At 37.7% G+C, this 16,291-nt stretch carries 13 protein-coding genes and 1 rRNA gene; 8 read left to right on the forward strand and 6 right to left on the reverse strand.

The annotated features are described in order from the left end of the window. Positions 1-7: 7 nt before the first annotated feature. The 6 genes from mnmG to rpmH all read right to left on the reverse strand — a co-directional run bounded on the left by mnmG (position 8) and on the right by rpmH (position 5,858). On the reverse strand, positions 8-1,897 hold the full coding sequence (gene mnmG / locus AC4D4A_RS06845) for a tRNA uridine-5-carboxymethylaminomethyl(34) synthesis enzyme MnmG (RefSeq protein WP_490995184.1): 1,890 nt from the start codon (positions 1,895-1,897) through the stop codon (positions 8-10). A gap of 12 nt (positions 1,898-1,909) precedes the next feature. Next, complete coding sequence (gene mnmE / locus AC4D4A_RS06850) at positions 1,910-3,295, reverse strand: tRNA uridine-5-carboxymethylaminomethyl(34) synthesis GTPase MnmE (RefSeq protein ID WP_490995185.1); 1,386 nt, start codon at positions 3,293-3,295, stop codon at positions 1,910-1,912. A gap of 350 nt (positions 3,296-3,645) precedes the next feature. Further along, on the reverse strand, positions 3,646-4,266 hold the full coding sequence (jag, locus tag AC4D4A_RS06855) for an RNA-binding cell elongation regulator Jag/EloR (RefSeq protein ID WP_490995186.1): 621 nt from the start codon (positions 4,264-4,266) through the stop codon (positions 3,646-3,648). Next, a complete protein-coding gene (gene spoIIIJ, locus AC4D4A_RS06860; RefSeq protein ID WP_490995213.1) occupies positions 4,263-5,036 on the reverse strand; it encodes a YidC family membrane integrase SpoIIIJ in 774 nt (257 codons plus the stop codon). The genes jag and spoIIIJ overlap by 4 nt, the downstream gene beginning before the upstream one ends. Before the next feature lie 139 nt (positions 5,037-5,175). Next, entirely contained in the window at positions 5,176-5,520 is a 345-nt protein-coding gene (rnpA, locus tag AC4D4A_RS06865; RefSeq protein WP_490995187.1) for a ribonuclease P protein component, read from the reverse strand. 203 nt (positions 5,521-5,723) lie between these two features. Continuing rightward, a complete protein-coding gene (gene rpmH, locus AC4D4A_RS06870) occupies positions 5,724-5,858 on the reverse strand; it encodes a 50S ribosomal protein L34 (protein WP_066109727.1) in 135 nt (44 codons plus the stop codon). A gap of 582 nt (positions 5,859-6,440) precedes the next feature. Between rpmH and dnaA the strand changes: the two genes are divergently transcribed. The 8 genes from dnaA to AC4D4A_RS06910 form a co-directional block, all read left to right on the forward strand. Next, complete coding sequence (dnaA, locus tag AC4D4A_RS06875; protein WP_490995188.1) at positions 6,441-7,790, forward strand: chromosomal replication initiator protein DnaA; 1,350 nt, start codon at positions 6,441-6,443, stop codon at positions 7,788-7,790. A 208-nt stretch (positions 7,791-7,998) separates the two neighbouring features. Next, positions 7,999-9,132, forward strand: a complete 1,134-nt coding sequence (gene dnaN, locus AC4D4A_RS06880; protein ID WP_490995189.1) for a DNA polymerase III subunit beta — start codon at positions 7,999-8,001, stop codon at positions 9,130-9,132. Between the two features lie 114 nt (positions 9,133-9,246). Continuing rightward, on the forward strand, positions 9,247-9,462 hold the full coding sequence (gene yaaA / locus AC4D4A_RS06885) for a S4 domain-containing protein YaaA (protein WP_066109738.1): 216 nt from the start codon (positions 9,247-9,249) through the stop codon (positions 9,460-9,462). 18 nt (positions 9,463-9,480) lie between these two features. Then, positions 9,481-10,599 (forward strand): DNA replication/repair protein RecF, encoded by a 1,119-nt coding sequence (recF, locus tag AC4D4A_RS06890; RefSeq protein ID WP_490995190.1) that lies wholly within the window; start codon positions 9,481-9,483, stop codon positions 10,597-10,599. Positions 10,600-10,609: 10 nt separating this feature from the next. Beyond that, complete coding sequence (gene remB, locus AC4D4A_RS06895; RefSeq protein WP_490995191.1) at positions 10,610-10,846, forward strand: extracellular matrix regulator RemB; 237 nt, start codon at positions 10,610-10,612, stop codon at positions 10,844-10,846. Between the two features lie 58 nt (positions 10,847-10,904). Then, complete coding sequence (gene gyrB / locus AC4D4A_RS06900) at positions 10,905-12,827, forward strand: DNA topoisomerase (ATP-hydrolyzing) subunit B (RefSeq protein WP_490995214.1); 1,923 nt, start codon at positions 10,905-10,907, stop codon at positions 12,825-12,827. A 147-nt stretch (positions 12,828-12,974) separates the two neighbouring features. Then, on the forward strand, positions 12,975-15,503 hold the full coding sequence (gyrA, locus tag AC4D4A_RS06905) for a DNA gyrase subunit A (RefSeq protein ID WP_490995192.1): 2,529 nt from the start codon (positions 12,975-12,977) through the stop codon (positions 15,501-15,503). Between the two features lie 507 nt (positions 15,504-16,010). Then, positions 16,011-16,291: ribosomal RNA gene (locus AC4D4A_RS06910) — 16S ribosomal RNA — on the forward strand; the annotation flags it as partial.

The raw sequence follows: 16,291 nt of genomic DNA on the forward strand, positions 1-16,291 counted from the left end.
TTACCTCTTAATTTTGGGGTATTTTTGCAATTTTCCCTTGTTCAATATAAACAAGCAAGATAGAAATATCAGCTGGGTTGACACCTGATATACGTGAAGCCTGGGCCATAGATAATGGACGAACCTGTTTTAATTTCTGACGTGCTTCAGAAGCAAGCCCTGTAATAGCATCATAATCAATTAAATCAGGGATTCTTTTGTTTTCCATTTTCTTCAGCTTTTCTACTTGCTGAATCGACTTTTCAATGTAACCCTCATATTTAACCTGTATTTCCACCTGCTCTGCTACATCCTCCGGAACTTCATAGTTTGCAGGAATCAATTGGCTGATATGCTTGTACGATAATTCTGTCCTTCTAAGCAGGTCATTGCCGCGAATGCCATCCTTTAGTTCACTGCTTCCCCATTCTCTTAAATAAGATTGGGTAGTTTCATTTGGTTTAATGATGGTCGCAGCCAGCCTTTCGATTTCATTCTGAATAGCTTGCTTTTTAGTTAAGAAGCGTTCATAACGGTCCTCACTGATCAATCCAATGCGATGGCCTATTTCTGTTAATCTCAGGTCTGCATTATCATGTCTCAGCAATAAACGATATTCAGCACGGGATGTAAGCAATCTGTAAGGCTCATTCGTTCCCTTCGTAACCAGGTCATCAATCAGAACCCCAATATAGGCATCCGAACGGCTCAGAATGATTTCCTCTTCATTCAGAGCTCTGCGGCCTGCATTGATCCCAGCCATTAGCCCCTGTCCAGCAGCTTCTTCATAACCTGATGTCCCATTGATTTGACCAGCAGTATATAAGTTTTTAATATTCTTTGTTTCTAAGGTTGGCCAGAGCTGTGTTGGTACGATTGCATCATACTCAATTGCATAGCCAGCCCGCATCATCTGTACATTTTCAAGTCCCGGTATAGTTGCCAGGATTTCCTTTTGAACATCTTCTGGCAAGCTCGTTGAAAGTCCTTGTACATATACTTCGTTCGTGTCTCTGCCTTCCGGTTCAAGGAAGATTTGATGGCGTGGCTTATCATTAAAACGAACTACTTTATCTTCTATTGAAGGACAATAACGCGGTCCAGTACCCTTAATCATTCCAGAATACATAGGAGAGCGATGTAAATTATTATCGATAATCGTATGTGTTCCTTCATTTGTGTATGTCAGCCAACATGGCAATTGATCCGTAATATAGGTCGTTGTCTCATAGGAAAATGCCCTTGGTACATCGTCGCCAGGTTGTATTTCAGTTTTATTGTAATCAATTGTATCACCGTTCACTCTTGGCGGTGTACCTGTTTTAAAACGGACTAAATCTAGTCCAAGCTCTTCAAGGTGTTCAGATAGCTTGATGGATGGCTGTTGATTATTTGGGCCGCTGGAGTATTTTAATTCTCCTAAAATAATTTCTCCGCGTAAAAAAGTACCTGTTGTAATAACAACTGCTTTTGAATGATAGATAGCCCCTGTCTGTGTAATAACGCCCTTACATTCCCCATCCTCAATAAGTAAGCGATCAACCATCCCTTGCATGAGGGTTAGATTCTTTTCATTTTCGAGCGTTTTTTTCATTTCATTCTGATAGGCGAATTTATCTGCCTGTGCTCTTAACGCACGCACTGCCGGTCCCTTACCAGTATTGAGCATTCTCATTTGAATATGGGTCTTATCAATATTTTTACCCATTTCTCCACCAAGAGCATCAATCTCTCTGACTACGATCCCTTTTGCAGGACCACCTACTGATGGATTACAGGGCATAAATGCAACCATATCCAAATTAATTGTTAATACAAGTGTTTTAGCCCCTTGTCTGGCAGCAGCAAGACCTGCTTCACTCCCCGCATGACCTGCTCCTATTACTATTACATCATATTCACCAGCATGATATGCCATTGTTTTACCTCCTTATTTCCCAAGACAAAACTGCGAAAACAACTGATTGATTAAACTCTCATGGACACTTTCTCCAATAACTTCCCCTAATAGTTCCCATGACTTTGTTAAATCGATTTGAACCAGATCAATTGGTACACCGGCATTAATGCCATCCAGTGCATCATCAATTGCCTGTTTTGCTTTATTCAAAAGGGCTATATGACGTGAGTTAGATACATATGTCGCATCGCCGGAATTTAAATTTCCCTCAAAGAAAAGTCCAGAAATAGCTTCCTCTAAGTCATCTACACCTTTATCCTCTTTTAGCGATGTTAAAATAATCGAATAGTTCTTTGCAACAGCTTTAACTTTTTCAATTTCAAGCTTTCCAGGAAGATCTGTTTTGTTAATAAGCACAATGACATCCATCCCATTGACAGCTTCAAACAAACGTTGGTCTTCTTCTGTAAATTCTTCTGCATGATTTAGCACAAGCAGTATTAAATCTGCTTTCTTTAATACCTCTCTGGAACGTTCCACTCCGATACGCTCTACTATATCTTCTGTTTCACGTATTCCGGCAGTATCCACCAAACGAAGCGGGACTCCTCTTACATTAACATATTCTTCAATGACATCCCTTGTGGTTCCTGGAATATCTGTAACAATTGCTTTGTTTTCCTGAACCAAACTGTTTAATAAGGAAGACTTTCCTACATTAGGTCTTCCGACAATTACGGTTGAAATGCCTTCTCTTAAAATTTTCCCCTGATGACTGGTTTGCAGTAATTTTTCAATTTCACCGCTGACATATTCGCAGCGTTCCTTAAATAAGTGATGAGTCATTTCCTCCACATCATCATATTCAGGGTAATCTATATTAACTTCTACCTGAGCCAGTGTTTCAAGGATATCCTGACGCAATTTTTTTATCAATCTTGACAGTTTACCTTCAACTTGCCCTAAAGCTACATTCATTGCTTTATCTGTCTTCGCTCTGATTAAATCCATTACAGCTTCCGCTTGAGACAAATCAATCCGTCCATTTAGAAATGCCCGTTTTGTAAACTCTCCAGGCTCGGCTAAAGTAGCTCCCTGTCTTAAAATAAGCTGAAGTACTCTATTCACGGAAACTAAACCGCCATGGCAATTAATTTCGACGATATCTTCACGAGTAAATGTATTTGGCGCTTTTAAAACGGTCACCATGACTTCTTCTATAATGGTATTCGTTTTAGGATCCACGATATTTCCATAGTGTATCGTATGACTCGGCACTTCAGTCAATCTCTTCCCTTTTGGGCTCCGATAAACAGAGTCTGCGATACTTATTGCTTCATCTCCGCTAATACGAACAATTCCGATTGCTCCCTCTCCCATTGGAGTTGATATCGCAGCAATTGTATCAAAATCCATGAACTATACTCCTTTCATAACAAAATTAAAAATCTATAATAATCGACACATACCATTTGTACCCGCCGCTCTTATCCACAATCACTAAAATGCAATACGTATAATTTTAACTTATCCACATGTGAATAACAAGAATCTAAGTATATTCTTCCTTTTAGATATAAATTATTCAGCTAAATTGTTAACTCGGTTCTTCTATTTGTAAGCTTATATCTACTTTGCCCTAATACTCTCGTTTAGATATCAGAAAGCCCAGTCTTTTTAATTATTAAAATCCAATAAATTCAATTAATTATAACTGGAAGCATTCAAAAAAAAATCTCCGAAATCATTCGGAGATTTTGTTCACGCTATTTATTTGGCGAAATCACGATATGACGATGTGGTTCAGTACCTGCAGAGTAAGTTTTGACTTTTTTATTATTCATCAGCGCCGTATGAATCACTTTTCTTTCAAATGAAGGCATGGGCTCCAATGAAACTTCTTTTTTTGTATAGATAGCCTTATTAGCCATTTTTTCTGAAAGATTAATTAAAGCTTCATTTCTTCGGCTCCGGTAATCCTCAGCATCGAGCATGATCGTTATATATTGGGTAGAGTTTTTATTTACTACAAGCTGAGTCAGGTATTGAAGGGAATTTAATGTTTGTCCCCTTTTTCCAATCAGCATGGCTATTTTCTCACCAGATAACTCAAATGTAACTACTTTGCCTTCTTGCTTATGTTGAACATGTACCTCTGCACCCATTTTTTCTGCTACATTCTCGATGAATTGCTTTGCTTCTGCTAACGGATCATGCTTTACAGTCACCTTAACGATAGCCGGTCTTGAGCCAAACAGGCCTAAAAAACCTTTTTTTCCTTCATCTACAACTTGGATTTCAGTCTTTTCCTTCGTTGTATTTAATTCCATAAGAGCAGATTCAACAGCTTCATTAACTGTTTGGGCTGTAGCGGTTACTTGTTTCACTTTTTCTTACCTCCGGCTTTTACATTTGATTTATCGGCTTTTGCTTGCTTTAAATCAGGCCCTTTAATGAAGTAAGTTTGGGCAATCGAGAAAATATTACCAACAACCCAGTATAAAGATAGTGCTGCCGGGAAGTTAATTGCGAATACAATAATCATAATCGGCATAATATATAGCATCATTTGCATAGTTGGATTATCATCCTGTCCAACCATGGATATTTTTTGTTGAATAAAGGTTGTTGCACCTGCAATTAGCGGAAGGATAAAGTATGGATCCTTGTCGCCTAAATCGAACCATAGGAAACTATGATTAGCAATTTCAGTTGTTCTCATAATTGCGTGATAGAACGCAATTAAAATCGGCATTTGAACAAAAATCGGCAAACATCCTGCCAATGGGTTTACCCCGTGTTTTTGGAACAAAGCCATTGTTTCCTGCTGCAGTTTTTGTTGAGTTTCAGCATCCTTAGAGCTGTATTTCTCTTTCAATCTATTCATTTCCGGTTGAATAGCCTGCATCGCTTTTGTACTTTTAATTTGTTTAATCATCAATGGCAAAATCAATAATCTAACCAATACTGTGACTAGAATAATCGATATTCCATATTTATTACCTAATAACTCAGCCATTTTGATTATCAGCCAGGAAAGCGGATAAACAAAGTATTGATTCCAGATACCTGTACTTTCTGAATCTATTGGTTGATTGACTTCACTACATCCTGATAGAACAGCGATGAGAAAAACAACCGAACCAAAGAGAAGCATATGTTTCTTCTTCAAGCCTTATTTCCTCCTAACTACTTAAGAGGCATTAATACCTCTTATATGCCAATGAATGTATTTTAACATCTTTTAGATGTCTACGCCTAAATGTTTTAGGCTTTTTTATAACAGAAAACCTACACTACATTTTTCTCAAGACGCCAGCACGCTTTAATACATGGATTAGACTCGCTTTCGATTCATGGAAGTCCATTTCTGAGGTTGGTTTTCTTGCAACAATGATGTAGTCATTCCCCTTCATGATTCGATCCTCAAGCTCTAAAAAGGATTGCCTTACATAACGTTTAACACGGTTCCGTGTCACTGCATTACCAATTTTCTTACTCACTGAAAGACCAAGGCGAAAGTTTTCCTGTTCTTTCTTCTTTAATACGTAAATAACAAATTGCCTATTCGCAAAAGATTTACCTTTTTTAAATACTTCCTGGAAATCCTGATTCTTTTTAATCCTGCGCTCTTTGTTCATATATCCACCTGCACCTAACACATACGTTCAACTTTTAAATGGGTTTCGATTTATTTCTAATCCCATTATATTTCCATTGTACATCATTAACAAATTTACGCATTATTAAAACGCCAATCTGTATATAACTTTGAACTGTTTCTCATCTTATTCATTAAAAAACGCTTTAAGCTTAAAAAAAGACCACTGAAATGGTCAGTGGTCTAGGCAGATAATACTTTTCTTCCTTTACGACGACGAGCTGCAAGAACACGACGTCCGTTTTTTGTGCTCATGCGGGCACGGAACCCATGAACTTTGCTGTGTTTACGTTTATTTGGTTGGTACGTTCTTTTCATATTAGTACACCTCCCTGAGGATTACAGTTAAAGACAGTCTTTACAATTATATAGATGGAGATACGTAATTGTCAACTTATACTTTCAAACATTAAAAACTGTCTCCAGATCTACAAACAAATAAATTTATATGAATCAGTTAAATTTCATTTTTAAAATTTACCTTGTCCTCTATGGATAGGTTGTGGATAATTAAATTATCCCTTTTTAACAATCCACACCCCTTTTCGACAGGTTTTGCACAAACACACTTCTTGTGGAAAACTTTCATCCCCATGTACTGAGTCTTGTGGATAAATAACAAAAAACGTTGCAACTCAAGCAAATTTTTGATATCATATTTTTTGTTTTCATTCTTAATAACTTATCCACATAAATAATTATCCACAGATTGTTAATAAGCTGTGGATAGGATTTTACACAGGAGCGTATAACTTTGTCCACAGGAAGTGGATATTGTCGAAAATCTATATTCCCCATAATGTTCCTTATACATTGTTATTTATATTTATACATTTCCTATTTATATTGTTTTAATTCGAGTTTATTGTGGTTTGGCTGTCTTTGAAGGAGGATTGACGAGTGAAAAATATAGATGAGCTATGGAAGCACTCATTATCAATATTAGAAAAGAAAATAAGCAAGCCAAGCTTTGAAACCTGGCTGAAATCTACTAAAGCTTATTCTTTAAAAAAGGATACACTCACAGTAATTGCGCCAAACGAGTTTGCCCGAGATTGGCTTGAGGAACGTTACTCAGATGTAATAGGTGAGGTTTTATACGAAACTACAGGCGAACAATTGGAAGTTAAATTCATTATTCCTCATAACCAAAAGGAAGAAGAATATGATTTACCAGCTCCAGCCAAAAAGATTAGAAAATCTGATGATCAGAATGAGATACCTCAAACCTTATTAATACCAAAGTATACTTTTGATACTTTTGTTATTGGGTCCGGTAATCGTTTTGCACATGCAGCATCCCTGGCTGTAGCGGAAGCTCCGGCTAAAGCCTATAATCCTCTATTTATTTATGGGGGAGTTGGGCTTGGTAAAACACATTTAATGCACGCTATCGGCCATTACGTATTGGAGCACAACCCATCAGCTAAAGTGGTTTATTTGTCATCCGAGAAATTTACAAATGAATTTATCAATTCAATCCGAGATAACCGTGCTGAAGATTTCCGTAATAAATACCGGAATGTCGATGTACTGCTAATTGATGATATCCAATTTTTAGCTGGAAAAGAATCGACTCAGGAGGAATTTTTCCATACGTTTAATGCACTCCACGAGGAAAGCAAACAAATCGTTATCTCAAGCGATCGTCCTCCGAAAGAGATTCCGACTCTAGAAGATCGGTTGCGGTCTCGTTTTGAATGGGGTCTGATTACTGATATTACGCCGCCAGATCTTGAAACAAGGATTGCAATCCTGCGGAAAAAAGCAAAAGCTGAACGACTGGATATTTCGAATGAAGTCATGATTTATATAGCAAACCAAATCGATTCAAATATTCGCGAGCTCGAAGGAGCCCTGATCAGAGTGGTAGCCTATTCATCCCTAATAAATAAGGATATTAACGCAGATTTAGCTGCTGAAGCTCTAAAGGATATCATTCCGAATTCGAAACCAAAAATTATCGCTATATCGGATATTCAGAGGACAGTTGGAGAATACTTTAATGTAAAATTAGATGATTTTAAAGCTAAAAAACGGACAAAATCAGTTGCCTTCCCTAGACAGATTGCTATGTATTTGTCCAGAGAGCTGACTGACTCTTCTTTGCCAAAGATAGGGGAAGAATTCGGCGGACGTGACCATACAACCGTTATACATGCACATGAAAAAATATCTAAGCTATTACAAATCGATTCTCAGCTACAGGATCATATTAAGGAAATTACTTTAAAACTTAATAGTCACTGATCAACGAAGCAGTTACTAACTGTTGATAATCAATTAAGTTGCTATCAAGATTACTCACAGTCTGTCCACATGTGGATAGACTGTTTTTCGGTCAAATAATCGAGTTATCCACATTTCCACAGGCCCTACTATTACTTCTTCTTTTATTTTTATAAATAAATTAATAAATATGTATCTAAAATCAATCATCATACTGGGAGGATTACTTATGAAAATTACGATTCAGCGCGACCGTCTGGTCCAAAGCGTTACTGATGTTCTTAAAGCGGTATCAACCCGTACCACGATACCAATTCTTACTGGAATAAAAATTAAAGCAAATGAAGAAGGGGTCACCTTAACAGGAAGTGATTCTGATATCTCTATTGAATCGTTCATTCCAGCAGAAGAAGAAGGCAATGAATTAGTTGAAATTAAAGAGTCTGGATCAATCGTTTTACCGGCTCGTTTCTTTGCTGAAATCGTAAAAAAACTTCCAGAAAGCACAGTTGATTTGGAAGTATATGCACATCTGCAAACAATTATTCGTTCAGGAAAAGCTGAATATAAACTAAACGGACTAAATGCTGAAGATTATCCACAGCTTCCTCAAATGGAAGAACAACATATGTATTCAATGCCAATCGATTTACTAAAAAATATTATCCGTCAAACCATTTTTGCAGTGTCCACCTCAGAAACACGCCCTGTGTTGACAGGTGTAAACTGGCGTATAGAAGATGGACAATTAATCTGTATTGCAACAGATAGCCATCGATTGGCCATGAGAAAAACGGTGATTAATGGAAATGGAGATAGCTACAGTGTAGTCGTCCCTGGAAAGAGCTTAAATGAATTAAGTAAAATCCTCGATGACACGGATGAAGAAATCAAAATTATATTTACAGAAAATCAGGTACTGTTTAAATCAAAAAATTTATTATTCTTCTCTAGATTATTAGAGGGTAATTATCCAGATACTTCTCGATTAATACCGAACGAAAGCAAAACAGATGTTAGAATAAATACAAAGGAACTTCTTCATGCCATTGATCGTGCTTCTTTATTGGCGAGAGAAAGCAGAAATAATGTTGTTAAGCTTTCTACAATTGGAAATTCCTATATCGAAATTTCCTCTCATACACCAGAGGTAGGTACAGTAACAGAGGAAATCGTTACTCAAACAATTGAGGGAGAGGAATTAAAAATATCCTTTAGCGCTAAATATATGATGGATGCACTTAAAGCCTTGAATGTAACAGAAGTAACTATTAATTTTACTGGGGCAATGAGACCATTTGTTCTTAAAGGTGTAGATGACGACAGTATGCTGCAGTTGATTCTGCCTGTTAGAACATATTGATTTAAAAATTTTTGAGAACCTGTTTTTGGATATGCATCGAAACAGGTTCTTTTTGTGCAAAACCAAATTTTTTAGTAAAATAAACTTTTAGAGACTTTTACAGGTGGGATTATTATGATGGAATCAATACGTATTCAAACCGAGTACATTACCCTCGGGCAATTTTTAAAATTAGCGAGTATTATCGACTCTGGCGGGAACGCAAAATGGTTTCTTTCAGAATATGAGGTATACGTAAACGGTGAACTGGACGTTCGCAGAGGCAGAAAGCTCCGGGTTGGAGACCGTATTGAAATCCCGGATGTCGGTTCCTATATTATTACGGATTAAAGTAAAGGATCTAAAGATATGTATCTTGAAAAGATTTGTCTTCAACATTATAGAAACTATGAAAGTCTGACCGCCGAATTTGAAAACAAGGTGAATGTTATACTTGGAGAAAATGCTCAGGGAAAAACAAATGTGATGGAAGCTATGTATGTACTGGCCATGGCTAAATCTCACCGCACCTCCAATGATAAAGATCTTATTCGATGGGACCAGGAATATGCTAAAATAGAGGGAAGAGTACTGAAAAACAGAGGGCCTCTTCCTATGGAATTGATTATTTCCAAAAAAGGAAAAAAAGCTAAAAGTAATCACTTGGAGCAAAAGCGTTTGAGCCAATACATCGGCAATATGAATGTGATTATGTTTGCTCCGGAGGACTTGAACCTGGTGAAGGGCAGCCCTTTAATCAGAAGACGCTTTATAGATATGGAAATAGGACAAGTATCACCTGTTTATTTACATGATATAAACCAATACCAAAAGATTTTGAATCAACGTAATGCATTTTTGAGGCAGGCACAACTGAGCAAAAAAGCTGACGATGCTATGCTTGCAGTTTTAAATGACCAATTCATTCATTATGCTGCAAGAATTCTTTTAAAGAGGTTCGAATTCCTTGAATTGCTTAAGAATTGGGCAAAACCTATCCATAAAGGTATTTCTAGAGGTCTAGAAACGCTGGATATTCAATATAAACCATCCATAGAGGTATCAGAATCTATGGACTTGTCGAAAATAGTAGAAAGATTTCAGGAAAAATTTGATAAAATAAATACGAGAGAAAAAGAACGTGGCACAACATTAATTGGTCCACATAGAGATGACCTGCAATTCTTTGTAAATGGTCATGATGTGCAAACGTTTGGGTCGCAAGGCCAGCAAAGAACAACAGCCTTATCTTTAAAATTAGCTGAAATTGAGCTGATTCATTCAGAAATTAATGAATATCCAATTCTATTGCTTGATGATGTTCTATCTGAACTGGATGATTACAGACAATCGCATTTGTTGAATACCATTCAAGGTAAGGTACAAACCTTTGTAACGACTACAAGTGTAGACGGAATCGATCATCAAACATTGAGAGAAGCTGCAACCTTTCAAGTGAAAAGCGGAACAATGTCCAGATTGAAATGAGGTGGTTAAGATGTATCTTCATGTCGGAAACGATACTGTAATTAAGGCCAGTGAACTAGTTACGGCACTTGATGCCAAAATGCTATCAGATTCACCTGTATTACAGAAATTTCTAGACGAAAATAAGGTTATTGATCTGGCTGAAGGTAATACAAAATCAATTGTGGTTACAGTTCATCACATCTATCTCTCACCAATTGGACTAACTGCTTTGAAAAGGAAATCTGCAAAGATGTCTACGTTGTAACACAATCGATAAAGATACGAAATAAATGCATGAAAAGTGTAGGTGAAATGGTTTGACAATGGAGCAAAAAGAAATACAAAAAGAATCCTATGATGAAAACCAGATACAAATACTTGAAGGGCTAGAGGCAGTACGTAAAAGGCCTGGTATGTATATTGGTTCCACAAGTTCCAGAGGGCTTCACCATTTAGTCTGGGAAATAGTCGATAATAGTATTGATGAAGCACTGGCAGGATATTGTGATGAAATCAATGTATTCATCAATAAAGATAATAGCATTACGGTTAAGGATAACGGTCGTGGTATTCCTGTTGGTATACACGAAAAAGTAGGCCGTCCTGCAGTAGAAGTCATTATGACAACTTTACATGCCGGTGGTAAATTTGGCGGCGGGGGCTACAAAGTCTCCGGAGGTCTTCATGGTGTGGGTGCTTCAGTTGTTAATGCCCTGTCTACTGAATTGTCTGTCCAAGTAGAACGTGAAGGGAAAATTCATCTTCAACGTTTTGAAAGAGGTACACCAAAAGGCGAGCTTGAGATTTTAGGTGAATCCGATCGTACTGGTACAACTATTACATTTAAACCTGATGGTGAAATTTTCACGGAAACACTTATATATGAATATGAGATTTTGGCAGTAAGGTTAAGGGAATTAGCCTTCTTAAACCGTGGTATTAAAATCACTATTAAGGATGAACGTGAAGATGGTAAAGAAAATGAATATTACTATGAAGGCGGCATTAAATCCTATGTAGAGCATCTAAATCGTACGAGAGAGGTACTTCACGAAGAACCAATCTATGTCGAGGGTGCTAAAGACGGGATTTCTGTTGAGGTTGCTTTGCAATACAATGATAGTTTTACAAGTAATATTTATTCATTTGCCAACAATATCCACACTCATGAAGGTGGAACACACGAATCTGGATTTAAAACAGCCTTAACTCGTGTAATAAATGATTATGCAAGGAAATACGGCATGATCAAAGAGAATGACCAGAATTTAACCGGTGAAGATGTTCGTGAAGGCTTAACTGCGATTGTATCGATCAAACATCCTGATCCGCAATTTGAAGGGCAAACAAAAACCAAGCTTGGTAACTCTGAGGCAAGGACGATAACAGATTCCATTTTCTCTGGAAAAATGGAGAAATTCATGCTTGAAAATCCTAGTGTCGCAAGAAAAATTATTGATAAAGGACTAATGGCTGCGAGAGCAAGAGCAGCAGCTAAAAAGGCCAGAGAGCTAACAAGAAGAAAGAGTGCCTTGGAGATTTCCAACTTACCGGGTAAGTTAGCTGACTGTTCCTCAAAGGATCCATCCATTAGTGAAATTTATATAGTTGAGGGTGATTCTGCTGGCGGATCAGCAAAATCTGGCCGTGATCGACACTTCCAGGCCATTTTGCCTTTGCGTGGTAAAATATTAAACGTAGAGAAAGCACGTTTAGATAGAATTCTTGGCAACCAAGAGATCAGAATGATTGTAACAGCTCTTGGAACGGGTATAGGAGAAGATTTTGATATTACGAAGGCACGATATCATAAAGTTGTCATCATGACTGATGCCGATGTCGACGGTGCCCATATCAGAACCTTATTGTTGACGTTCTTCTATCGTTATATGCGACCGATTATTGAAAATGGTTATATCTATATTGCACAGCCGCCTTTATACAAAATACAGCAAGGCAAGCGTATAATGTATGCTTATAATGATCGAGAGCTGGAAAGTATTATGAGTGAGCTCCCGAGCCAGCCAAAACCTGGTCTGCAACGTTATAAAGGTCTGGGTGAAATGAATGCAACACAGTTATGGGATACTACGATGGATCCAGAGCACAGAACTTTGTTGCAAGTTAGTCTAGAAGATGCAATCGATGCTGATGAAACCTTTGAAATGCTTATGGGTGATAAAGTTGAACCGCGTCGAAATTTCATTGAAGAAAATGCGTTACAAGTTAAGAATCTAGATATATAAATTCGATTGATTTTTAAGTATGACTTCAATGGGATTGTTATTGAATTGGGGAATAGCGATCCATACATCTTTTCTGCAGGATAGACAACATCTATCCTGTCTTTTTACATGTATAACTGGATTTTGCGGATAAGAGGAGGTAATTCCATGGCGGAAATGGAAAACTCGAGGGTTAAAGAAATAAATATAAGTCAGGAAATGCGAACATCATTCTTGGATTATGCTATGAGTGTTATCGTTGCCAGAGCACTTCCGGATGTTCGTGACGGATTGAAGCCTGTTCATAGGCGTGTATTGTACGCTATGAATGATTTAGGTATGACTTCTGATAAAGCATTTAAGAAATCAGCACGTATCGTTGGTGAAGTTATCGGTAAGTATCACCCTCATGGTGATACAGCTGTATACGACACAATGGTTCGTATGGCACAGGATTTCAACCTTAGATATATGTTGGTTGAGGGGCATGGTAACTTTGGATCTGTTGATGGTGACTCAGCTGCGGCAATGCGTTATACAGAAGCCCGTATGTCTAAAATATCAATGGAATTAGTTAGAGACTTAAACAAGGATACAATCGATTATCGTGATAACTATGATGGTTCTGAAAAGGAACCAGTAGTACTTCCATCACGTTTTCCTAACCTGCTTGTAAATGGTTCTTCTGGAATCGCGGTTGGTATGGCTACGAATATTCCTCCACATCAGTTAGGAGAGGTTATTGATGGTGTGCTTGCTTTAAGTAAAGACCCTGAGATCTCTATACAGGAATTGATGGAAATTATCCCAGGTCCGGACTTTCCAACTGCTGGTCAAATTTTAGGAAGAAGCGGTATTCGTAAAGCTTACGAAACTGGCCGTGGTTCCATCACATTAAGAGCAAGATCTTTTATTGAAGAAAAATCAAATGGAAAGCAAGTTATTATTGTAACCGAACTTCCATATCAAGTGAACAAAGCTAAGCTGGTTGAACGTATTGCAGAATTGGTACGTGATAAGAAAATCGAAGGTATTACGGATTTACGGGATGAGTCTGACCGTAACGGTATGCGTGTCGTAATTGAATTAAGAAGAGACACGAATGCGAATGTACTTTTAAATAATTTATATAAACATACAGCGATGCAAACAACCTTTGGTATAAATATGCTCTCTCTTGTTGATGATCAGCCGAAGGTCTTGAATCTGAAGCAAATGCTCTATTACTACTTAGAGCATCAGAAGGTAATTGTTCGCAGAAGAACGCAATTTGAACTTCGTAAAGCAGAGGCTAGAGCGCATATTTTAGAAGGATTACGAATTGCACTCGACCACATTGATGAAATTATAGCCTTAATCCGTGGTTCTCAAACTACTGATATTGCTAGAGAAGGATTAATGACTAAGTTTGAGTTAACTGAAAAGCAAGCTCAGGCGATTTTGGATATGCGTCTGCAAAGGTTAACAGGCTTAGAAAGAGATAAAATTGAAAATGAATATAATGAGCTTATGACGCTGATCGGCGAGTTAAGAGCCATTCTTGCTGACGAAGAAAAGCTATTAGACTTAATTCGTGAAGAGTTAACTGAAATTAAAGAACGCTTCAATGACGAAAGAAGAACAGAAATTGTGTTGGCTGGTCTGGAGCATATTGAGGATGAAGACTTAATCCCTCAAGAAAATATCGTTATCTCTTTAACAAATAAAGGGTATATTAAGCGACTGCCAGCATCCACATACAGAAGTCAGCGCCGTGGAGGACGAGGTATTCAGGGAATGGGTACCAATGAAGATGACTTCGTTGAGCATCTGCTAACAACTTCAACGCATGATACAATTCTCTTCTTTACGAATAAAGGAAAGGTATATCGTTCGAAGGGTTATGAAATCCCTGAATATGGACGGACTGCTAAAGGTCTGCCAATTATAAACTTACTTGAAATTGAAAAAGATGAGTGGATTAATGCGATTATCCCAGTTGAGGAATTTGTAGACGATTGGTTCTTATTCTTTACTACTAAACAAGGGATTTCTAAACGTTCCCCATTATCTTCTTTTGCCAATATTAGAAATAACGGATTGATTGCAGTTGGTTTGCGCGATAACGATGAATTGATTTCCGTTAAATTAACTGATGGTACTCGAAACATCATCATTGGAACAAAAGATGGTCAATTGATCCGATTCCCAGAAACTGATGTGCGTTCAATGGGACGTACAGCAACGGGTGTGAAAGGTATCACATTAAGCGAGAATGATGAAGTAGTAGGTATGGATATTCTCGAAGAAAATGATGATATTTTAATTGTTACTCGCAATGGGTATGGAAAACGGACCGGGGAAGAAGAATATAGAATTCAAAGTCGTGGCGGTAAAGGAATTAAAACCTGCAATATAACTGATAAAACAGGTTCATTAGTATCTGTAAAAACTGTTACTGGTGAAGAAGATTTAATGGTTATTACTGCTGCAGGTGTTATTATCCGTATGGATGTAGGACAGATTTCTCGTTTGGGAAGAAATACAATGGGTGTTAAATTGATTAGACTTGAATCAGGTGATGATCAATATGTGTCTACAGTAGCTAAGGTACAAAAAGAAGAAGACTCTCCTGAGGATGACGAGCTAGAAGAAACAATAGAACAAACAGAGCAAAGCACAGATGTTGAAACAGTGGATACACCTGAAGAAGAATAATAGGCGATAAAACATTTGGTTTATACAAAGTAGCTTTTACTAACAACACCTCTTTTTTAAGGGGGTGTTGTTTTTATAACTGATTGTTTAAAGAAACTGTTTGGTGCGGATCAAATTATGCCTGTTTTATATAGAGTGGATACATGCTAATAATAGTGTTCAACTGTGGATTGGAGATGATACGAGAGGCAGAGCTAATAACCTTTAAGCTAATACGATGAGTTGATTATATATGTTTTATAGTTTTTTTATAAAAAGTGTTGCATTTCTATTTAGGAATTGATATACTGATTTAGCTGACCGGGAAACACCGTGAAGCACAAACATCAAATAAAAAAAGTTGTTGACAAAAGGTTGCTAACTTGATATGATAATTAAGTCGCCAAAACGACAACAAAACAGATTGTTCTTTGAAAACTAAACAAAACGAAACGCCAAGCAAGTCTAAAAAACAAGAGATTTTTAAAATCTCGTCAATTTGCTTTAAAATTTAGCTAGATCAAACATCTTTCGGAGAGTTTGATCCTGGCTCAGGACGAACGCTGGCGGCGTGCCTAATACATGCAAGTCGAGCGAATCTGAGGGAGCTTGCTCCCAACGATTAGCGGCGGACGGGTGAGTAACACGTGGGCAACCTGCCCCTAAGATTGGGATAACTCCGGGAAACCGGTGCTAATACCGAATAGTTTCTCTTCTCACATGAGGAGAGAAGGAAAGTTGGCTTCGGCTAACACTTAGGGATGGGCCCGCGGCGCATTAGCTAGTTGGTGAGGTAACGGCTCACCAAG

Source organism: Pradoshia sp. Z5_111 (assembly GCF_058267535.1).